Source organism: Streptomyces griseosporeus (assembly GCF_014656055.1).
GTDB lineage: Bacteria > Actinomycetota > Actinomycetes > Streptomycetales > Streptomycetaceae > Streptomyces > Streptomyces griseosporeus.
Window position 1 is genome coordinate 725,924 of sequence record NZ_BNBR01000004.1, and the last position, 20,522, is coordinate 746,445.

Here is a 20,522-nt window from a genome sequence, read left to right on the forward strand (position 1 = left end):
GCCTGGCCGGCCGACCGCACGCCCCGCCCTCTCAGCCCGCCTGGTCCATCCCCGCCGCGTTCGGCCAGGAGCCCGGGGTCGGCCAGCCCGTGGCCGGAGCCGGGGTGAGTCCGTTGGTGCCCCTCACCTGCGCGGCCGTCAGGCCTCCGCGGGCCGGTACACCCGGCGGCGTGAGACCGGCCGCGGCGGGCATCGGCTGAGGCGTCGGCGTCGGCGTCGGCATAGGCGTAGGCACGGGTACCGGCTGCGGTACCGGCGTAGGCATGGGTGTCGGCACCGGCGCGGGCGCCGGCACCGCCTGCGGCAACGGCTGCGACACCGCCGGCCCCGCCGACGCCGCCGGAGCCGACAGCGCCGCCGCTCCCGACACCGCCGCCAGCCCCGCCCCGTTCGTCGCGCTCACCAGCCGGTCCACCGCCGCCGTACCCGAGCTGTAGCTGGTCCCGTTGCCCAGCTCGGGTACGGCGGCTCCCCTCCTGGACGTCCCGTAGAGCACCTGTTCCAGGCCGGACACCAGGCGACGCACGTCCACCTGGGGGCGCACCACGAGCCGCAGGAAGCGACTGGACGAACCGATCTTGTTGCCGCACTCGCGGACCAGGATCCGGTGCTCGGTGAGCAGCCGGTCCCGCACCACGGTGCCCTCGGCGCCCACGGGCAGGCGCACGAAGAGGAAGTTGCCCTGGGAGGGGTAGACGGTCAGGCCGGGCAGCTCGGAGAGGCGGCTCGCCATCTCCAGGCGGTCCCGGCGCACCTGCGCGAGGCTCTGCGCGTACTCCGCGCCGTGCTCCTTCAGCATGAAGACGACGTACTCGGCGAAGGAGTTGAGGTTCCACTTGGGGAGCATGGAGCGGACGCGGCCGGCCAGCGCCGGGTTCGCCACCAGGTAGCCGAAGCGGATGCCGTGCAGGCCGAAGTTCTTGCCGAGGCTGCGCAGCACGATCACGTTGGGCCGCAGCATCGCCTCCTGCACCACCGACGGTTCCGCTTCCGCGTCGGCGAACTCCAGGAAGCTCTCGTCGATCACGACGAGGTCCCGGTCGGCCATCGCGTCCATGAACTGCACGACCGCGTGCTTGCGCAGATAGCCGCCGTCGGGGTTGTTGGGGTTGCAGATCACCACGGTCCGGGTGCCGCGCGTGCGGACGAAGTCGGCGTACTGCGCGAGGTCGAGGGCGAAGCCGCCGGCCTCCTGCAAGGGGAACATGTCGACCCGCTTGCCGGTCTCCATCGGCTGGTCGGTCCAGCGCCCGAAGGTGGGGACGGGCACGGCGAGGGACTCCCGGACCAGGAGGTGGTCGATCCAGGTGATCAGTTCCGTGGAGCCGTTGCCCATGGCCACGCACTGCGGGGGCAGCTGGAGCAGGCCGCACAGCTCGGCGGTGATGGTGTCGGCGCCGCTCGGGTAGTACGTGACGATGTCGCGCAGCCGCGCCGCCATCTCGTCGAACATCGCCGGGGTGGGGAAGTACGGGTTGCAGGGGATGCAGAAGTCGACCGGGCCGGAACCGTCGCCGCTCTCCCGGGTCAGCGCCGCCATCGACGGGCTGTGCGCAGCGGTGCCGCGGAAGAGCGAGGTGACGTTTCCGGCCAAGGCGACCTCCGTATGTGGGTGGCCCGTGCGGGGGAGCACGGGCCGCCCTTACATACGCCGGCCGGTGTGGCGGTGTTCAATCAACCGCGCCGACGGCCCCGTGAACACGCTCAGCTGCCGAACGTGTGCACCGTGCGCGTGCGGTACACCTGCCCCGGCCGCAGCACCGTCGACGGGAACGACGGGTGGTTCGGCGCGTCCGGGAAGTGCTGCGTCTCCAGGCAGAGCGCGTCGCCCTGCCGGTAGACCCGGCCGCTGGTGCCGGTCAGCGTGCCGTCGAGGAAGTTGCCCGAGTAGAACTGCAGGCCGGGCTCGTTCGTCGCGATCTTCAGGGAGCGGCCGGAGGACGGGTCGCGCAGGGTCGCCGCGTGCTCCGGCTTCGCGGTGATGCCCTTGTCCAGGACCCAGTTGTGGTCGAAGCCCTTGGCCATCACCTGCTGCTCGTGCCCGGCGCGGATGTCCCGGCCGATCGGCTTGGAGTGGCGGAAGTCGAAGGGCGTTCCGGCGACCTTCGCCAGTTCGCCGGTCGGGATGAGGCCGCTGTCGGTGGGGGTGTAGCGGGTGGCGGCGATCTGCAGCTCGTGGTCCTCGATGGTGCCGCTGCCCTCGCCGCCGAGGTTCCAGTAGACGTGGCTGGTGAGGTTGACGACGGTGGCCTTGTCGGTGGTGGCCTCGTAGTCGATGATCCAGTCGCCGTGCCGGGTGAGGGTGTACGTCACCTTCACCTTGAGCGTGCCCGGGTAGCCCATCTCACCGTCGACGCTGGTGTAGTGCAGGTGCAGGCCGACGCCGGAGCTGTCGGTGAAGGGCTCCACGTCCCACACCCGCTTGTCGAAGCCCTTCGCGCCGCCGTGCAGGCTGTTGTCGCCGTCGTTGACGGACAGCTGGTAGCTCTTGCCGTCCAGGGTGAACTGCCCCTTGCCGATGCGGTTGCCGTAGCGGCCGATCAGCGCGCCGAAGTACGGGCTGGACGCCACGTAGTCGTCGAGGTTGTCGAAGCCCGCCGACACGTTGGCGTACCGGCCGCGGCGGTCGGGGATCTCCAGGGACTGCACGATGCCGCCGTACGACAGCACCTTCAGCCGGGTGCCGCCGTTCTCCAGCGACCAGCGGTGCACCTTCGTCCCGTCGGCGAGCGTGCCGAAGAGTTCCTTCACCGGCTTCCTGCCCTTCGAGGACCCGGCCGGGGTCGCCTCGGCGGTGCCGCCGAGCGTCGTCGCGGCGAGGCCCGCCGCCGCGGCCGATGCGATGACCGTGCGTCTGTTCAGTTCCATGAGTGCGGCTCCTGAAAAGGGAGAGGGCCCCGCGTCCGCGGGGCCCTGGCTGACTTACGAACCGGACTTGCGCTTGTTCCACACGTCGAACCCGACCGCGGCCAGCAGGGCGAGGCCCTTGATGACCTGCTGCCAGTCGGTGCCGACGCTGAGGAGGTTCATGCCGTTGTTCAGCACGCCGAGGACGAGGCCGCCGATGATCGCGCCGAGGACGGTGCCGACACCGCCGCTCATGGACGCGCCACCGATGAACGACGAGGCGATCGCCTCGAGTTCGTAGTTGAGGCCGGCCTTCGGGGACGCCGCGTTCAGACGGGCGGCGATCGCCAGACCCGCCAGGGCCGCGAGCGCGCCCATGTTCAGGAAGACGAAGAAGGTGACCTTCTTGTCCTTCACGCCGGACAGCTTGGCCGCCGGCAGGTTGCCGCCGATCGCGTAGATGTGCCGGCCGAACACCGAGTTGCGCATGACGTAGCCGTAGCCGACCACCAGCGCGCCCAGGATCAGCAGGACGATCGGCGCTCCCTTGTAGCTGGCGAGCAGCATCGTGACCACGAGGATCGCGGCGACGATCGACACCAGCTTCAGCAGGAACAGGTTGAGCGGGACCACGTCCAGCGAGAACTCCCGCTGCCGCCTGCGGTCGCGGACCTCCTGGAAGACCGCGAAGACGATCAGGGCGAGGCCCAGCAGCAGGGTGAGGTTGTGGTAGTTGGTGTGCGGGCCGACCTCCGGCAGGAAGCCGTTGCCCATCTTCTGCAGGCCGTCCGGGAACGGGCCGAGGGTCTGGCCCTCCAGCAGGATCTCGGTGAACCCGCGGAAGATGAGCATGCCGGCGAGGGTGACGATGAACGACGGTATGCCGAGGTAGGCGATGAAGAACCCTTGCGCGGCGCCCGCCGCGGCACCGGCCAGCAGGCACAGGACGACGGCGACCGGCCAGGAGACGCCGTGTTCCACGGTCAGTACGGCCGCGAAGGCGCCGACGAACGCGGTCACCGATCCGACCGACAGGTCGATGTGCCCGGCGATGATCACCAGCATCATGCCGATCGCCAGGATCAGCACATAGCTGTTCTGCAGGACCAGGTTGGAGACGTTGCGCGGCAGCAGCAGGTCGCCGTCGGTCCACACCGCGAACACGGCGACGATCAGGCCGAGCGCCAGCAGCATGCCGTACTGCCGCATGTTGCGGCGCAGACCGCCGATCACCAGCTGGAGCAGGTTCTCACCCGCCGCGCCCCCGCTCCCGCCCGCGCCCGGCGGGGCGGCGGCCGGGCTCTTGGTCACTTCGGTGCTCATCGCGTTACCTCTTTGTCCTTCGTCATCTGGCGCATCAGCACTTCCTGCGTGGCCTCGGCCCGCGGGACCTCGCCCGTGAGCCGCCCGGCGGCCATGGTGTAGATGCGGTCGCACATGCCGAGCAGTTCGGGCAGCTCGGAGGAGATGAAGACGACCGCCTTGCCCTGCGCGGCGAGCTGGTCGATGACCGTGTAGATCTCGTACTTGGCGCCGACGTCGATACCGCGCGTGGGTTCGTCCAGGATCAGCACGTCGGGACCGGCGAAGATCCACTTGCTGAGGACGACCTTCTGCTGGTTGCCGCCGGACAGCTTGCCCACCGGTTCGAAGACGGTCGGCGCCTTGATGTTCATGGACTTGCGGTAGCCCTCGGCGACCTGCCGTTCCTCGTGCTCGTCGACGATCCCGCGTTTCGCCACCTTGCTCAGCGCGGTCAGCGAGATGTTGCGGTTGATGGTGTCGATGAGGTTGAGGCCGTAGTGCTTGCGGTCCTCGGTGACGTACGCGATGCCGTGCGCGACCGCCTCCGCGACGGTCCGGGTGCGGATCTCCTCGCCGTCCTTGAGGACCGTGCCGCCCGCGTACCGGCCGTAGGTGCGGCCGAAGACGCTCATCGCCAGCTCGGTGCGGCCGGCGCCCATCAGCCCGGCGATGCCGACGATCTCGCCGCGGCGCACCTCGATCGACACGTCGTCGACGACCTTGCGCTGCTGGTCGATCGGGTGGTGGACGGTCCAGTTGCGGATCTCCAGCGCCGGGGCGGCGCCTTCCTCCGGGTGGTGCGGGGTGCGGTCGGGGAAGCGGTTGTCGAGGTCGCGGCCGACCATGCCGCTGATGATGCGGTCCTCGGTGGTCTCCTCGGACTTCACGTCGAGCGTCTCGATGGACCGCCCGTCCCGGATGATCGTGACCGAGTCGGCGACCCTGCGGATCTCGTTCAGCTTGTGGGAGATGATGATCGAGGTGATGCCCTGGTCCTTCAACTGCAGGATCAGGTCGAGGAGTTTGCCGCTGTCCTCGTCGTTGAGCGCCGCGGTCGGCTCGTCGAGGATGAGCAGCTTCACCTTCTTCGACAGCGCCTTGGCGATCTCCACCAGCTGCTGCTTGCCGACGCCGATGTCGGCGACGCGGGTCTCGGGGTGCTCGTCGAGACCGACGCGGCGCAGCAGCTCGGTGGCGTGCCTGAGGGTGTCGTTCCAGTTGATGAAGCCGCGCGAGGCGTGCTCGTTGCCGAGGAAGATGTTCTCCGCGATCGACAGGAACGGCACGAGGGCCAGCTCCTGGTGGATGATCACGATGCCGTGTTCCTCGCTCGCGCGGATGTCCCTGAACCGGCAGACCTCTCCCTCGAAGAGGATCTCGCCCTCGTAGCTGCCGTGCGGATGGACGCCGGAGAGCACCTTCATCAAGGTCGACTTGCCGGCGCCGTTCTCCCCGCAGATGGCGTGGACCTCGCCCTGACGGACGGTCAGTGTGACGTCCGACAGCGCCTTGACACCGGGAAAGGTCTTGACGATCGAGCGCATTTCCAGGACGGGTCCCGCCATGGTCGTGCCTTCCAATCCTTGAGGGTGCCCGGTTACTTGAGCTGGTCCGCGGTGTAGTAGCCGCCGTCGACCAGGACCTTCTGGTAGTTGGTCTTGTCGACGCTGACCGGCTGGAGCAGGTAGGACGGGACGACCTTGGCGCCGTTGTCGTAGGACTTGGTGTCGTTGACCTCGGGCTTCTTGCCATTGAGGACGGCGTCGACCATGTTCGAGGCGACCTTGGCCAGCTGGCGGAGGTCCTTGTAGACGGTCTGCGTCTGCTGCCCGGCGATGATCGACTTCACCGAGGCCAGCTCGGCGTCCTGGCCGGTCAGCACGGGCAGCGCCTTGTTGCCGGAGCCGTAGCCGTCGGACTTCAGCGCCGAGAGGATGCCGATGGAGATGCCGTCGTACGGCGAGAGGACCGCGTCGACGTGCGCGCTCTTGTACGACTTGGTGAGGATGTCGTCCATGCGCCGCTGGGCGGTGGCGCCGTCCCAGCGCAGGGTGGTGACCTGGGTCAGCTCGGTCTGGCCGGAGCGGACGACGAGCTTCTTGCTGTCGATGTACGGCTTCAGGACGCTCATCGCGCCGTTGAAGAAGTACTTGGTGTTGTTGTCGTCGTTGGAGCCGGCGAACAGCTCGATGTTGAACGGGCCCTTGCCGCTCTTCAGGCCGAGCTTGTCGACGATGTAGTTCGCCTGGAGCTGTCCGACCTTCTCGTTGTCGAAGGAGGCGTAGTAGTCGACGTTGGGCGTGCCGAGGATGAGCCGGTCGTAGGCGATGACCGGGATGTTCGCTTCCTTGGCCTGCTGCAGGACGTTGCCCAGGGACTTGTTGTCGATCGCGGCGACGATGATCGCCTTGACGCCCTGGGTGATCAGGTTCTCGATCTGGGAGACCTGCTGGTCGGGGTCGTCCTCGCCGTAGACCAGCTTGGTCTTGTAGCCCTTGGACTCCAGGTCCTTCTTGACGTTGTTGCCGTCGGCGATCCAGCGCTCGGAGGACTTGGTCGGCATCGCGATGCCGATGGTGCCGCCCTTGGCGGACCCCGTGTCCTCCTTGCTGCCGCCCTCGCCGCTCTGGCCGCAGGCGGTCAGGGAGAGGGCGAGGGAAGCGGCTCCGGCTATGGCGGCGAGGGCGGCTCTGCGGTTGCGCATGGTCATCTTCCTTGATGTAGGAGCACGGCTTGGTCGGGCGGTGCGGCAACGCTGGGGGTGCGGTCGGTCGGGTGGGTCCCCGGGGTAGGTCGGCCGAACAGATGTGTGGGATTCTGTTGGGCTACGTCTGCTTCTGTGAAGGGGGCGTGTCCGAAAATTTATGAACGTGTTTCGAAGCGCTGGAGGGTTCCGGGCAGCCGCGACCCGAGCGGCGCCATGTCCCCGTCGGCCCCGTGCCGCGCCAGCAGGTCCAGCGCCAGCCGGCCCCGCCGCACCCGCTCCTTGGCGGTGGCCAGGGTCACGTCCCGCAGGTGGTGGCCGTACGGGTAGATGCCGGGCGCCTTGGACAGGCCGAACTTCAGGTAGAGCGGCGCCCCGCGCCGGATCAGCTCGGCGACCTCGTACATCCGCACATAGCCGCCGAGGTCGTCCGGCGCCTCGATGTACATGTCCATCGGGGCGGCCGACACCCGCCGGATCTCGCTGAGGTGATCCAGCGTCAGATCGCTCGGCACATTGACGGAGTCGGCGCCGAGCCGCTCGTAGACCGCGTAACTCGCCGGGTTCACCGGCCCGATGAGCGCGGAGACCTTCAGCGTGGTGTCGGCCGGGATGATGCCCTCGGTGCGCGCCCGGTGCAGCGTCCACAGCACACCCTCGTCGGCGACGAGCAGGCACTTCACACCCAGTTCCGTGGCCCGTACGGCGTCCTCGACGCACCCGGCGACGGCGTCGTGGCCGCGGGCACGCAGTCCGGCCCCGCGCGAGTCGGTACGGGTGGAGCCGCCGATGTCCCAGGTGCCGCGCGGCCCGGTGAACAGGCACAGCTCGATGTCACGCTCGGCGGTGGCCTCGATCATCTCGGTGATCTCGGCGTCGGTCAGCATCCACACGCCGCTGCCCTGGCTGATCCGGTGGATCGGCACATCGAGCCGCGAGGCCTCCTTCAGGACCACCGCGAGCGCCTCCGGACCCTCGCACGAGGGGATCTCGGTGCGCCAGCGGCCGCCGCCGGGGAAGGAGTGCGGCGAGGCGTCGGCGGGGTCCGGCGCGGGCGCGCCGAGACCGAGCGCGGCGAGCGCCTGCTCGCCGGGACGTCGGGCTGCCGTGGCGGAAGGGTCGGTCACAAGGTGTCCTTAGAGTCCTGGTGTTCGGTATGTCGGACGAGGTTCGTCACTTACGGCGTGCGGGGCTGGTGGTACGCCGGTACGGGGACCGTCAGGTCGTCCCCGTACCGGCGTACGTCTCGACGGACGTGCTGCCTACGGGTGCAGCAGAACCTTGCCCACCTTCGGGTCGCCGGACCCCACCAGCTCGATGGCCCGGGCGAACTCGGCGAGCGGCAGCTCGTGCGTGACCAGCGGACGCGGGTCCAGCAGCCCGGCGGCGAACACCCGGCAGGTGTGGGCCCAGGCTTCCGGCGGCGCCCCGAAGACGGTGTGCACCTCCAGCTGCCGTACGACGAGATCGGTCGGGTCGAGCCCGTCCGCGCCGGGCGCCGGGATACCCGTCAGCACCAGCCGGCCGCCGCGCCGCAGCAGGGCCGCGGCCGTGCGGGCCGCGTCGGCGGACCCGGCCGTCTCGACGACGACGTCGAAACCGCCGCCCGGCTCCTCGTCCTTGGTGCGGAAGTCCGTGGCGCCGAACTGCCGGGACAGCTCCTCGCGGTCCCGCCGCGTGCCGACCACCAGCAGCTCGCCCGGCGACGCGGCCCGCAGGAACTGCACGGCGAACATGCCGAGCGTCCCGGTGCCGACGACCGCGACCCGCTCACCGGGCCGGACGTTCGCCTTGAGCGCGGCGGCCGCGATACAGGCCGCCGGTTCCAGCAGCGCCGCCGCCGTCAGGTCGGCGTCGTCGGGCAGCACGTGCAGCAGCCGGGCCGGCAGGGTCAGCGTGGCGGCCATGGCCCCCGGCTGGGTGAACCCCGTCTCCTCGTACCCCGCGGTGCACAGCGTGGTGTCCCCGGCATGGCAGCGGTCGCAGACCTGGCAGTTGCGAAAACCCTCGCCGACCACCTTGCGCCCGACGAGCGACGCGGGCACCCCCGCGCCGACGGCCTCCACCGTGCCCGACCACTCGTGGCCGGGCGTGAGCGGGTAACGGACGTACCCCTCGGGCCGGTTGCCCTGGTACACCTCGCGGTCGCTGCCGCAGATCCCCGAGGCGTGCACCCGCACCAGCGCCTCGCCGGCCTCCGGCGGCCGGGGCTCGTGCGGCACCAGCCGGTGCTCGCCCGGCGCCTCGATGACGACGGCGGTGCTCACTTCTCGGTCGCCTTCGGCTGGCGCTTCTCCCAGCCCTCGGCCCACAGGTCGAAGTGGGCGCGCTGCTGCGGGAACTCGGCGGCGGCGTCGACGTCCAGCTCGACACCGAGGCCGGGCGCGTCGGACAGGTGGAAGCAGCCGTCCTCCGGGTTCACCTGGGGAGCGCCCTTGACGACCTTCTTGATCTCCGCGTCGGCGAAGTCGTTGAAGTGCTCCAGGATCTTGAAGTTCGGGGAGGTGAACCCGACCTGGAGGGAGGCCGCGGTGAGCACCGAGCCGCCCACGTTGTGCGGCGCGACCAGCATGTAGTGGGTCTCGGCGGTGGCGGCGAGCTTGCGGGTCTCCCAGATGCCGCCGATGTGGCCGACGTCCGGCTGGATGATGTCGACGGACTGGCTGTCGAACAGCTCGCGGAACTCGATCCGGTCGTGGATGCGCTCACCGGTGGCGACCGGGATGTCGACCTTGGCGGCGACCTTCTCCAGCGCCTTGAGGTTCTCCGGCGGCACCGGCTCCTCCAGCCACGCGGGCTTGAACGGCGCGAGCTCCTTGGCCAGGCGCACCGCGGTCGCGGGCGAGAACCGGCCGTGCATCTCCAGCATCAGCTCGGCGTCCGGGCCGATCGCGTCGCGCACGGCCTCGATGAGGGAGACGGCGTACAGGGTCTGCTGGTGGTCCAGCTCGAAGTGCCCGGTGCCGAAGGGGTCGATCTTCAGCGCCCGGTAGCCGCGCTCGATGACCCCGCGTGCGGCCTTGTGGTAGGCCTCGGGCGTCCGCTCGGTGGTGTACCAGCCGTTGGCGTAGGCCTTGACCTTGTCGGTCACCTTGCCGCCGAGCAGCTGCCACACCGGCACGCCGAGGGCCTTGCCCTTGATGTCCCAGCAGGCCATCTCGACGACGGCGATACCCGACATGACGATCTCGCCGGCCCGCCCGTAGTCGCCGTACTTCATCCGGCGGACCAGGTCCTCGACAGCGAACGGGTCCGAGCCGAGAATGTGGTTGACCTCGGCTTCCTTCAGGTAGCCGAGCAGAGCGTCGGTGTGGCCCAGCATCCGGGTCTCGCCGACTCCTGTGATCCCTTCGTCGGTGTGCACCTGGACGTACGTCAGGTTGCGCCAGGGCGTCCCGACCACGTGTGTGCTGATTCCGGTGATGCGCACGCTGTTGACCCCTCGTGAACGTCGGCTCGTGTTCGAAATTTCGTCACACGTTCGAAATGCTGGCGTGACAGTAAGGAGGGGGCGGCGGGCGTGTCAATGGGTGGCACACAGAACGCTTTCGACAGTTTTCGGCGTCCGTTTTTTCGAACGCCGCTTTCGCGCCGGTGCGGACGGGATGGGCGCGGATGGACCGGCTTGGCGCGCCCCGGCGCGCGCTCCCCCACACAACCTTCACAGGGGTGCCTAGGAACGGCACCGTTCGGGAACTTAGTCTTCCCGCGTCATGGACTTCTGCCACTCCTGCCACCGCCACCTCAACGGAGCCCTGGCCTGCCCGGGCTGCGGCATTCCCGTCGAACAGCTCCGTACGACCGGGTCGGGGGGATATGGCGGCGGATACGGCACGGAGAGCGGATACGCCGGATACGGCACCGGCCATGCGTACCCCGCGTACGACCAGCAGCCCGCCGAGCCGTACAGCGAGCCGTACGACTCCTACGACGCCGGCGCGGGCGGGGCCGACGGAGCCGCCGGGACCGCCGCGACGGCCGACGAGGACGCCACCGGCGGCCGTACCCCCGAAGAGGCCGCAGCGGGCGCGCAGGAGCCCTGGGAGGGCCGGGCGGCCGCGCGCCGCCGAGGGGGCAGGGGCGGCCGCCGGGGACGCGTACCGGACGCCCCGGAGGACGTGGACGACATCGAGGACGACGAGCCGGACTCCGCCGCCGCGGCCGCCAGCCGCCGTGACCGCAAGGCGGCGGCACACCGCCGGCGCCGCCGCCGCACGATCCTCGTCGCCGCCGGATTCGTCCTGGCGGCGGGCGGCCTGAGCCTCGCCGAACTCGGCATCGACGCGCCGGGCTTCTCGTCCCCGGAACCGGCGGCGGCCGACGGCGACACGACGGACGGCGGCGCCTCGGAGGCGCCGGAGCCGGGCGGCACGGACCCGGCCCGCCCCATCGACGACGTCCTCGGCACGAACGCCCCCGCGTCGGCCTCTGTGAAGGCCTCGGCCTCCGCGTCACCGTCGGTCTCGGCGTCCGCCACCGGCTCGGCGTCCCCGTCCCCGGACGGCACGGCGTCGTCGGCACCGCCCGCCACGGCCGAGGCGCCCGCGCCGACCACCACGTCCGACTCCTCCGGCGGCCGGCCCGACGAGACCCCGACCCCGACGGCCGAGCCGCCCACGACGACGCCCCCGGCCCCGGACCCGGAGCCGACGCAGACCTGCGACCGGTTCCTGTGGTGGTGCACCTAGAGGAACCCGTACCCGTACCTCAGCGGACCAGGCCGATCGCCTCGATCTCGATCATCCACTCCGGGTCGGCGAGCGAGGAGACCTCGACGAACGACTCCGCCAGGTGCGGCTCGTCCGGGAAGTGCTCGGCGCGCAGCCGGGCGTAGACGTCCTGCCGCGTGATGTCGGTGACGAACACGGTCGCCTTCACCGTGTCGGCGAGGCTGGAGCCCGCGTTCGTCAGCACCGTGGACAGGTTCGCGAGGGCCTGGCGGGCCTGCGCCTCGAAGTCCCCCACACCGACCGTGGCCCCCCGGTCGTCGATCGGGGCCTGGCCCGAGGTGAAGACCAGGTTCCCGACCCGGATGCCGAGCGAGATGCCGGCCGACTCGTACCAGTCGGGCTTCGCGGACACACGCACACGGTCGACGGCGGGCTGCGTTGCGGACATGACGATGACACTCCCTCAGATCGGTGTAATCCACGTCCGACAGCCACGGCGGGCCCTGATCCATTCCTGCGGGTCCGCGGCGGGCACTGACTCCGCCCGGTTGAGTCCGGCCGGTATCTCTCGCCGTACCGATCTCCAAGACCTCAGAATTGCGGAGGGGGTCACGGCACGCGCGAGCAGCGCACTCGGTGAGGAGAGCGGATGACGCAGGAGATCCACGGCACGGTCGCGGACGGGTTCGAGACGGCGCGGGAGGAGTTCGCCGCGTTCGTCGGCCGGGAACGCCCGGACTACGAGGGCCAGTTGTGCGCCTACGTGCACGGGCGCAAGGTCGTCGACCTGTGGGCGGGCGGGGACGCCCGTTCCCTCTACGGCGTGTACTCCTCGACAAAGGGCGCCGCGCACCTCGTGGTCGCCCTGCTGGTGCAGGACGGCACGCTGGAGCTGGACCGCAAGGTGACCTACTACTGGCCGGAGTTCGCCGCCGAGGGCAAGGGCGCGCTGACCCTGCGGGACCTGCTCGCGCACCGGGCCGGGCTGGTCGGGCTGGACGCCGGGTTCACCCGGGAGGAGCTGGCCGACGACCGGGCCATCGCCGAACGCCTCGCCGACCAGAAGCCGTTCTGGCGCCCCGGCACCGCCTTCGGCTACCACGCGCTGGTCATCGGCGCGCTGGCCGGTGAGGTGGTGCGCCGGGCCACCGGCCGCACGCTGCAGGAGATCTACGAGGACCGGGTCCGGGCGCCGTACGGGCTGGACTTCTACCTGGGGCTGCCCGAGGACGAGGAGCCGCGCTTCCGGTCCGTGCAGCCGATGCTGCCGACGCCGGAGCAGCAGGCCGCCATCGACGCCCGGCCGGACGGGCCGCACACGCTCGCCTCGATCGCCTTCAACACGCATGTGCCGGACCCGGGGAAGCTGGAGGACCACGCCAACTCCCGTGCCGTGCGCGCCAAGGGACCGGCCTCGGCGGGCGGGGTGGCGTCGGCGCGCGGTCTGGCCGGGATGTACGCGGCGATGATCAGCGAGGTGGACGGGCGTCCGCCGCTGCTGAAGCCGGACACGCTCGCCGAGTTCGGGCAGATCCACTCCACGGGTCACGACCTGGTGGGCCGCACCCACAAGTCCTTCGGGGTCGGCTTCCAGGCGACCGCCGACACCTGGTACCCGTTCCTGGGCGCCGGCGCGATCGGCCACAGCGGTGCCGTCGGCTCCCAGGGCTTCGCCGACCCGCGCAGCGGACTGGCCTACGGCTACACGCGGCGCCGGATGGCCTTTCCCGGGGGAGCGGCGCCGGAGAACACCGCACTGGTGAGGGCCGTGCACCGGGCGGCGCTCAGGCACGGCTGACCGCACCGCCCGGCGGACGGGAGCCGGGACTCAGACGAGCGTCACGGTGATGTTGCCGCGGGTCGCCTTGGAGTAGGGGCACACCTCGTGCGCCTTCTTGACCAGGCTCGCGGCCGTCTCCGCGTCCACGTTCGGGATGGTCGCGGAGATCTCCACGATGATCCCGAAGCCCTCGTCGTTCTTGCCGATGCCGACCTTGGCGGTCACCGTCGAGCCGGAGACGTCGGCGCCCTCCTGGCGGGCGACGACGCCCAGCGCGCCCTGGAAGCAGGCGCTGTAACCGGCGGCGAACAGCTGCTCCGGGTTGGTGCCGGCGCCGCTGCCGCCCATCTCGGCCGGCGGGTTCACGACGACGTCGAGCCGGCCGTCGTCGGTGGCGACCCGGCCGTCGCGGCCGTTCTCGGCGGTGGCGACGGCGGTGTACAGGACGTCGGACTGCGAAATGGGCATGCGGTTGTCTTCCTCCTCGGTCCGCCGCGACTCGCGCCCACGATCGACGGCGGATTTCGGAAAGAAGTTACCGCATGCCGGAAGCTCCCGGAAAGGTCCGGGCGGGCCGGACCCGGGACTCAGAGCTTGACGACCATCTTCCCGATGTTGTCGCCGCGCAGGACCCCGAGGAACGCCTCCAGGGTGTTCTCGACGCCCTCGACGACCGTCTCGCGGTACTTCAGCGCGCCCGAGGCGACCCACGGGGCGACCTCCTGCACGAACTGCGGCTGCAGGTCGTAGTGGTCCCCGACGAGGAAGCCCTCGATGCGGCCGCGGGTCTGGATCAGCCGGGCGAGGTTGCGCGGGCCGGGGGCGGGCTCGGTGTTGTTGTAGACGGAGATCATGCCGCAGACGGCGATCCGGCCGCCCTGGTTCAGCGACCCGATCGCCGCCTCCAGGTGGTCCCCGCCCACGTTGTCGAAGTAGACGTCGATGCCGTCCGGGGCGGCGGCCCGCAGCTGCTCGCTCACCGGCCCGTTCTTGTAGTTGAACGCGGCGTCGAAGCCGTACTCGTCCACCAGCAGCTTGACCTTCTCGTCCGAGCCGGCCGAGCCGATCACCCGCGAGGCGCCCTTGAGCTTGGCGATCTGGCCGACCTGGCTGCCCACGGCACCGGCGGCGCCGGAGACGAACACGGCGTCGCCCTCCTTGAAGGAGGCGGTGCGCAGCAGGCCCGCGTAGGCGGTCAGGCCGGTCATGCCGAGGACGCCGAGGTAGGCGGACAGGGGCACGTCACCGGACTCGACCTTGAGGGCGGGGACGGCGGTCGGGCCGACCTTGACGGCGTTCTTCGCGTCCACGACCGCGTACTCGCGCCAGCCGAGGAAGTGCAGGACGTGGTCGCCGGCGGCGATGCCCTCGGCGCGCGACTCGACGACCTCGCCGACCGCGCCGCCCTGCATGACCTTGCCCAGCTCGAACGGGGCGACGTACGACTTCGCGGCCGACATCCGGCCACGCATGTACGGGTCGACGGAGAGGTACTTGTTCCGGACCAGGACCTGTCCCTCGCCGGGCGTCGGCACCTCGGCCTCCACCAGGGCGAAGTCCTCCGGCTTGGGCCAGCCGACCGGGCGGGAGAGCAGGTGCCATTCGCGGTTGATCATGCCAGAGGCCTTTCCGATTTACTTCAGTACCTGAAACAACCATGCGCCTGAAAATTTCAGTTTGTCAAGTAACGGGGTATCCTGGATCCATGGCCACCCCGCACACCACCCGCCGCCCCGACGCCCTGACCCTGGAGGTCGTGGACCTCATCGGCTCGGTCGTGGCCCGCTACCACGAGGAGTACGAGGAGGCCGCCGCCGAGCACGCGCTGACCGGCGCCCAGGCCAAGCTCCTCGGCCTGCTCACGCTGGAGCCGCTGCCGATGCGCAAGCTGGCCCACAAGCTCAAGTGCGAGCCGTCCAACGTCACCGGCATAGTGGACCGCCTCGAAGCGCGCGGCCTGGTCGAGCGCCGCCCCGACCCCGCCGACCGCCGCGTCAAGGTCGCCGTCGCCACCGACGAGGGCCGCCGCATCGCCCGCACCCTGCGCGACTCCCTCCGCTTCGCCCGCGAGCCGCTCGCGGCCCTGACCGAGGAGGAGCGGCTGGCGCTGCGCGACCTGCTGCGCCGGATGCTGGGGGAGGACGCCGCGGACGCCGCCGTGGACCTGGGCGCTTCCGGCCGCTGAGCGGGGACGAGGCCCCCGCCGGCCGGCCGATAGAGTTTCCGCCATGCGTGATCTCGGGGCGGGTTTCGGTCATCTTCTCAAGGGGCAGCGCTGGGTGGCCCGGCACGGCAGGCAGTACGGATTCGGACTCCTGCCCGGGCTGATCACGCTCGTGCTCTACGCGGCGGCACTCGTCGCCCTCGCCCTGTGGGGCGAGGACGCCGTCGCCTGGGCGACGCCCTTCGCCGACGACTGGGACGGCCCCTGGCAGGGCCTCTTCCGCGGCTTCCTCACCGCCGTGCTGTTCGCGCTCGGGCTGCTCCTCGCCGTCCTCACCTTCACCGCCGTCACGCTGCTCATCGGCCAGCCCTTCTACGAGAGCCTGTCGGAGTCCGTCGACCGGGACGTGTCCCGGGACGGCACGGCACCCGTGTCGGCGCTGCCGCTCTGGCGTGAACTGTGGATCTCCGCGCGGGACAGCCTGCGCATCCTGGTCCGCGCCGGGATCTGGGGCGTGCTGCTGTTCGTGCTCGGCTTCGTGCCCGTCGCCGGGCAGACCGTCGTACCGGTGGTCGGCTTCTTCGTCACCGGCTTCTTCCTCACCGAGGAACTCACCGCCGTCGCCCTCCAGCGCCGCGGCGTCGAGCTGCGGGAACGGCTCGCCCTGCTCCGCTCCCGCAAGATGCTCGTCTGGGGCTTCGGCACGCCGCTCGGCCTCGCCTTCCTCGTCCCGTTCGTCGCCGTGTTCCTCATGCCGGGCGCGGTCGCCGGCGCCACGCTGCTCGCCCGCGAACTGCTCGGCGAGGAGACCGGGGGCGAGGGGACCGACGGCGACGAGGAGGACGGCGAGGACAACGGCGGCGAGGGGAACGGCGGAAGCGCTACGACCCTTCCGCGGCCGCCCGCAGGATCGCCCGCACCTGGGCGATGATGTCCAGCCGGTTGCGGACGAACTCCGGGTCCGTGACCGCGCCCGTCGCCGGATCGGTGTTGCCCGCCCCGAACTGCAGGACCGGCGTGTGCACATGGCCGCCGGGCAGGCGGTCGTGCAGGCCGAGCCGGTCGCGCAGCAGGGTCGCCCGGTAGGCGATCTCGTTGGACAGGTAGTCGCCCCCGCCGCCCGCCCGGGCCGTCGAGCCCGGCGTCGGGCCGTCCGGGCGGACCACCGGCGCGGTGCCGCCCGCCGGGATCTCCGTCACCGACGTGTTGTCGTACACCGGGAAACGGCCCGTGTCCGCCGCGACGATCCGCGCGTACGGCAGGGTCGTCGTCGTCCACTGCGGCTGCGAGGCCGGATCCGGCACCGGGATCGTCTCCGTCCGGCCGACGTTGTCGTTGTCGGGGAAGCCGCCCCGCCACGCCCCGTTGGTCCGCTCGATGTCGAAGCGGCCCACCCGGCCCTGGCTGACCGTGGTGAACAGGTCCACCCGGGGGAGCACCGGGCGCAGCGTCCGCTCCACCGCGCCGTCCGTGAAGTCCTGCCAGCGCACCGGGAACACCACCGTCTCCACCCGCGCCGGGCCGTCCGCCGTCTCGATCACCGTGCCGTCCAGGGCCAGGGCGCTCGCCCCGGACGGGTTGGAGATCCGCACGTCCCGGTCGAGGGTGAAGGGGTCGAACCCGGTCAGCAGGACACGTCGGACGCCGTCGGACGCCCTCCGGAGGCGGATGTCCGTCCGGCCCCGGGACGTGTCCTCCAACGCGTCGACGAGGGCCGCACGCTGACGGGCGTCGACCGCGAACCCGGGCTGCCGCAGCCGCAGTTCGCGCGTCAGCGCCAGCCGTGCCCAGTACAGCGGGCGGTCGTCGTCCCGGCTCAGGTCCCCGCCCGCCGGACCCCGGCCCTGCGCCCGGTCCACGGCCCGCCGCCACAACCGCGAGCCCTCCCGTACGACGACCCGGCGGGCCTGCGCGAAGGAGCGGGCCCGGTCCAGCGCGCGGGCGAACTCCGGTGCCACGGCGTCGAATCCGGACCGGCGCAGGATCTCCCGGGGCGCCGCCCGGTCCAGGCGCTGCTCCTCGACCGTGGGGGCGGGTGGCGCCTCGGCAGCCGCCGCGGTGGCCGGGGCCGGGGCGGTGAGCCCGGCGAGCAGGGCGAGAAGGAGCAGGCGGGTGCGAAGGCGGGGGGAACGCACGGGAGTCGGGGTCCTTCCGTCGCGGTGGGGCGCGTGGTGCGGGACGCGCGCAGTATCGCGTGACGGACGGGACGTGCGCCATGGGGCCTCACGTCGCCCAAGCGGCCCCGGGGGCGGGCGGGTTCGGGAGACGCTGCTTAGGGGCAGGCGGGTCAGGCGCGGGCGGGTTCAGGAGACGCGGCCCAGGGGCAGGCGGGTCAGGCGCAGGCGGGTTCAGGCCGGGATCCGCGCCGCCGCCTCCCGCAGCGCCTCGACGAACGCCCGCGCCGCCGCCGTCAGCGACCGGCCCCGGGCCGTCGCCGCGTACACCGCCCGGGCCGGCGCGCCCTCGTCCCGCACCCGCACCAGCGCCACGTCCGGGCGGACCGACGCGGCGGCCAGCGCCGGCACCAGCGTCACGCCGAGCCCGGCGGCGACATAGCCCTGCTTGGCGGTCCACTCGGCGACGACGTGCGCGATGCGCGGGCGGAACCCGGCCCGCAGCGCCGCGTCCAGCAGGGTGCCCTCGGGGCGCGGACCGCCGGAGATCCAGTCGGCGTCGGCGAGCCGGGACAGCGGCACGGGGGTCGTCGTACCGGCGAGGGGGTGATCGGCGGGGACGGCGACGTACAGGGACTCGTCGAGGAGGTGGTGCAGGGCGTGGCCGTCCAGCGGGGCACGGCCGGTCGTGGAGACGACCGCCAGGTCCAGGTGGCCCGCGGTCAGCCGGTCCAGCAGGGCGGGGGACAGGCCTTCCTCGCGGGAGACGCGGACACGGGGGTGCCGGGCGCGGAAGGCGGCCAGCGCGTGCGGGACCAGGGAGGCGTCGGCGGTGGCGAACGCGCCGAAGCGGAGCCGTCCGCCGGCCGCGTCGCGCAGGTCGGCCAGCTCGCGGGCGGCGGTGTGCAGCGCGCCGGTGACGGCCTCTGCGTGCGGGACGAGGACACGGCCGGCCTCGGTGAGCCGTACGCCCCGGGGCAGCCGGTCGAAGAGGGGGCCGCCGCCCAGGGCCGCTTCGAGGGAGGAGATCTGCCGGGACACCGCCGACTGGGTCCAGCCCAGCGAGCGGGCGGCCACCGTGAACGAGCCGTGCCGGGCCACCTCCAGAAAGACCCTCAGCCAGGCCGTGGACAGGTCGGGTCCGCCGCCCGGGGGAGGCGGAGAGGGCTGCGGGGAGGGCTGCGGGGACGACTGCCGGGAGGCATGCTGATCGTGCATGGCTGCCATGCTGGACATTCGCTTGTCGCATCGCAAGCCCGGGCCTAGCGTCGAGGACATGGAGAAGATCGCCTTCCTCGGGCTCGGTCACATGGGCGCGCCCATGGCCCGCCGGCTGCTCGCCGCCGGCCATCCGCTGACCGTCTGGAACCGCACCGCCGCCAAGGCCGGACCGCTCGTCGCCGAGGGTGCCGTGGCCGCCGGGTCGCCGGCCGAGGCGGTGCGCGGCGCCGACGTGGTGATCACGATGCTCGCCGACCCGGCGGCGCTCGGCGCGGTCGCCGACGCCGTCGCACCCGAACTGCCGCCCGGTGTGCGGTGGGTGGAGATGTCCACCGTCGGGCCCGACGCGGTGCGCGCGCTCGCCGCGCGGCTGCCGGACGGGGTGATGCTGGTCGACGCGCCGGTCATGGGCAGCACCGACCGGGCCGCCGACGGCACCCTCGGCATCCTCGCGGGCGGGGACGCGGGCCCCGTCGAGCACGTCCTGCGGCACCTCGGCACGGTCACCCGCACCGGGCCGCCCGGCTCGGGCGCCGCCCTCAAGCTCGTCCTCAACACGGCCGTCCTCGGCGGGGTCGCCGTCGTCGCGGAGGCGCTGCGGCTGGCCGACGCCCTCGGCGTGGTCGCCGGCACCGCCCGCACCGCCCTCGCCGGCAGCCCGCTCGGCGGCGCCACCGCCCGCGCCTTCGCCGAGGGCGTCCACTTCGAGACCGCGCTCGCCGCGAAGGACCTGGGCATCGCGGTCGAGGTCACCGAACTCCCCGTGGTCGAAGCGGTGTTGGCGCACCTGCGGCACGCCGCCCAGGACCCGGCCCTGGCCCGCGCGGACATCGCCCAGGCCGCCGCCCGCATCCGTACCCCCGACAGCCCGAGCAGGAGCGCCGCATGAAGGTCACCCTCGACAACCCAGCCTCCGCGCCCCAGCCGCTCAGCCCCTACTACTCCCAGGTCGCCCGGGTCGAACAGGCCGACGGCAGCGCCCTGTTGTTCGTTTCCGGGCAGATCGCCGAGGGCGCCACGCTCGCCGAGCAGAGCCGCGGCGTCTTCGAGACCCTCGACGCGCTGCTCCGCGCGCACGGCGGCAGCCTCGCCGACGTCGTCAACATCCGCACGTACCTCACGGACATCTCCCGGCTCGGCGAATACGGCGCCGTACGCCGCGAGTTCCTCACCGGCACCCCGCCGACCAGCATGACATTCGAGGTGCCGCGGCTGTTCCGGCCCGAGGCGCAGATCGAGGTCGAAGTGGTGGCCGCGCTGCCCGCCGGGTGATACTGCCGCGCATGAAGACAGCCAAGGCAGCCAATCTGGGGATACTCCTCCTCATCGAGCTCGGTGCCGTCGGGGCCGCCGCCTACTGGGGCGTCACCCTCGACGTGCCGGCCGCGCTCGCCTGGCTCCTCGGCCTCGCCGCGCCCGCCGTGCTGGTCGTGCTGTGGGGACTGTTCGGCTCGCCCAAGGCGCGCTACCGCACGCACGGGTCGGCCCGCGTCGGCTTCGAGCTGCTCTGGTTCGGCGCCGGGGTGGCCGCGCTGCTCGCCGCCGGGGCCACCGGCTGGGCGGTCGCCTTCGCGCTGCTGTGCGTCGCGAGCAAGACGCTCGCCGTGCGCTGGGGGCAGTGACCCGAGGCCTCGGTACGGCGGACGCGTGGACCTTTGTGAAGGGTTCGTACGAGATCCAGGTGGGCCGCTCTCTCACCGACCGCAGGCTCACCGCA

General features: G+C 71.7%; 20 protein-coding genes. 7 read left to right on the forward strand and 13 right to left on the reverse strand.

The window, feature by feature from the left end; translation table 11 throughout:
* Nucleotides 1-31 precede the first annotated feature (31 nt).
* The 8 genes from IE308_RS22220 to IE308_RS22255 form a co-directional block, all read right to left on the reverse strand.
* On the reverse strand, nt 32-1,594 hold the full coding sequence (locus IE308_RS22220; RefSeq protein WP_190219272.1) for a pyridoxal phosphate-dependent aminotransferase: 1,563 nt from the start codon (nt 1,592-1,594) through the stop codon (nt 32-34).
* Between the two features lie 110 nt (nt 1,595-1,704).
* Nucleotides 1,705-2,868, reverse strand: a complete 1,164-nt coding sequence (locus tag IE308_RS22225; protein ID WP_190219273.1) for an aldose epimerase family protein — start codon at nt 2,866-2,868, stop codon at nt 1,705-1,707.
* A gap of 54 nt (nt 2,869-2,922) precedes the next feature.
* Entirely contained in the window at nt 2,923-4,170 is a 1,248-nt protein-coding gene (gene mmsB / locus IE308_RS22230) for a multiple monosaccharide ABC transporter permease (protein ID WP_110627978.1), read from the reverse strand.
* The gene (gene mmsA, locus IE308_RS22235) at nt 4,167-5,717 is read right to left on the reverse strand and encodes a multiple monosaccharide ABC transporter ATP-binding protein (protein ID WP_190219274.1); all 1,551 of its coding nucleotides are present in this window, start codon (nt 5,715-5,717) and stop codon (nt 4,167-4,169) included. The genes mmsB and mmsA overlap by 4 nt, the downstream gene beginning before the upstream one ends.
* Before the next feature lie 32 nt (nt 5,718-5,749).
* Complete coding sequence (gene chvE, locus IE308_RS22240) at nt 5,750-6,856, reverse strand: multiple monosaccharide ABC transporter substrate-binding protein (protein WP_110627976.1); 1,107 nt, start codon at nt 6,854-6,856, stop codon at nt 5,750-5,752.
* A gap of 158 nt (nt 6,857-7,014) precedes the next feature.
* The gene (locus tag IE308_RS22245) at nt 7,015-7,983 is read right to left on the reverse strand and encodes a glycosyltransferase family protein (protein ID WP_190219275.1); all 969 of its coding nucleotides are present in this window, start codon (nt 7,981-7,983) and stop codon (nt 7,015-7,017) included.
* 135 nt (nt 7,984-8,118) lie between these two features.
* Nucleotides 8,119-9,123: a zinc-dependent alcohol dehydrogenase gene (locus IE308_RS22250; RefSeq protein WP_190219276.1), complete on the reverse strand. Its 1,005-nt coding sequence runs from the start codon at nt 9,121-9,123 to the stop codon at nt 8,119-8,121.
* Nucleotides 9,120-10,286, reverse strand: a complete 1,167-nt coding sequence (locus IE308_RS22255) for a mandelate racemase/muconate lactonizing enzyme family protein (protein ID WP_110627973.1) — start codon at nt 10,284-10,286, stop codon at nt 9,120-9,122. Before IE308_RS22255 ends, IE308_RS22250 begins: the two co-directional genes overlap by 4 nt.
* Before the next feature lie 283 nt (nt 10,287-10,569).
* On the opposite strand from IE308_RS22255, the gene IE308_RS22260 reads away from it, so the two are divergent.
* Nucleotides 10,570-11,544: an SCO2400 family protein gene (locus IE308_RS22260; RefSeq protein ID WP_190219277.1), complete on the forward strand. Its 975-nt coding sequence runs from the start codon at nt 10,570-10,572 to the stop codon at nt 11,542-11,544.
* A gap of 19 nt (nt 11,545-11,563) precedes the next feature.
* Here the strand turns inward: IE308_RS22260 and IE308_RS22265 are convergent, their stop codons facing one another.
* Nucleotides 11,564-11,974, reverse strand: a complete 411-nt coding sequence (locus IE308_RS22265) for a RidA family protein (protein ID WP_110627971.1) — start codon at nt 11,972-11,974, stop codon at nt 11,564-11,566.
* 201 nt (nt 11,975-12,175) lie between these two features.
* Between IE308_RS22265 and IE308_RS22270 the strand changes: the two genes are divergently transcribed.
* A complete protein-coding gene (locus tag IE308_RS22270) occupies nt 12,176-13,324 on the forward strand; it encodes a serine hydrolase domain-containing protein (RefSeq protein WP_190219278.1) in 1,149 nt (382 codons plus the stop codon).
* Between the two features lie 30 nt (nt 13,325-13,354).
* On the opposite strand, the gene IE308_RS22275 is transcribed toward IE308_RS22270, so the two are convergent.
* Both IE308_RS22275 and IE308_RS22280 read right to left on the reverse strand, forming a co-directional pair.
* A complete protein-coding gene (locus IE308_RS22275; protein ID WP_110627969.1) occupies nt 13,355-13,774 on the reverse strand; it encodes an organic hydroperoxide resistance protein in 420 nt (139 codons plus the stop codon).
* A gap of 119 nt (nt 13,775-13,893) precedes the next feature.
* The gene (locus IE308_RS22280) at nt 13,894-14,922 is read right to left on the reverse strand and encodes an NADP-dependent oxidoreductase (RefSeq protein ID WP_110627968.1); all 1,029 of its coding nucleotides are present in this window, start codon (nt 14,920-14,922) and stop codon (nt 13,894-13,896) included.
* A gap of 89 nt (nt 14,923-15,011) precedes the next feature.
* Here IE308_RS22280 and IE308_RS22285 point away from each other — a divergent pair, with 89 nt between their 5' ends.
* Together IE308_RS22285 and IE308_RS22290 are read left to right on the forward strand one after the other, a co-directional pair.
* Nucleotides 15,012-15,491 (forward strand): MarR family winged helix-turn-helix transcriptional regulator, encoded by a 480-nt coding sequence (locus IE308_RS22285; RefSeq protein WP_110627967.1) that lies wholly within the window; start codon nt 15,012-15,014, stop codon nt 15,489-15,491.
* 43 nt (nt 15,492-15,534) lie between these two features.
* Entirely contained in the window at nt 15,535-16,401 is an 867-nt protein-coding gene (locus IE308_RS22290) for an EI24 domain-containing protein (RefSeq protein WP_190219279.1), read from the forward strand.
* Here the strand turns inward: IE308_RS22290 and IE308_RS22295 are convergent.
* A complete protein-coding gene (locus IE308_RS22295) occupies nt 16,352-17,605 on the reverse strand; it encodes a pyroglutamyl-peptidase I (RefSeq protein ID WP_190219280.1) in 1,254 nt (417 codons plus the stop codon). The genes IE308_RS22290 and IE308_RS22295 overlap by 50 nt on opposite strands.
* A gap of 213 nt (nt 17,606-17,818) precedes the next feature.
* Nucleotides 17,819-18,718, reverse strand: a complete 900-nt coding sequence (locus IE308_RS22300; protein WP_373314567.1) for a LysR family transcriptional regulator — start codon at nt 18,716-18,718, stop codon at nt 17,819-17,821.
* A gap of 142 nt (nt 18,719-18,860) precedes the next feature.
* Between IE308_RS22300 and IE308_RS22305 the strand changes: the two genes are divergently transcribed.
* Genes IE308_RS22305 through IE308_RS22315 form a run of 3 tightly spaced genes read left to right on the forward strand, consistent with a single transcriptional unit; the run spans nt 18,861 to nt 20,427 of the window.
* A complete protein-coding gene (locus IE308_RS22305; protein ID WP_190219282.1) occupies nt 18,861-19,694 on the forward strand; it encodes an NAD(P)-dependent oxidoreductase in 834 nt (277 codons plus the stop codon).
* Nucleotides 19,691-20,077, forward strand: coding sequence for a RidA family protein (locus tag IE308_RS22310; RefSeq protein ID WP_110627962.1), 387 nt, complete (start codon nt 19,691-19,693; stop codon nt 20,075-20,077). Before IE308_RS22305 ends, IE308_RS22310 begins: the two co-directional genes overlap by 4 nt.
* A gap of 11 nt (nt 20,078-20,088) precedes the next feature.
* A complete protein-coding gene (locus IE308_RS22315) occupies nt 20,089-20,427 on the forward strand; it encodes a YrdB family protein (RefSeq protein WP_190219283.1) in 339 nt (112 codons plus the stop codon).
* The last annotated feature ends 95 nt before the right edge of the window (nt 20,428-20,522 follow it).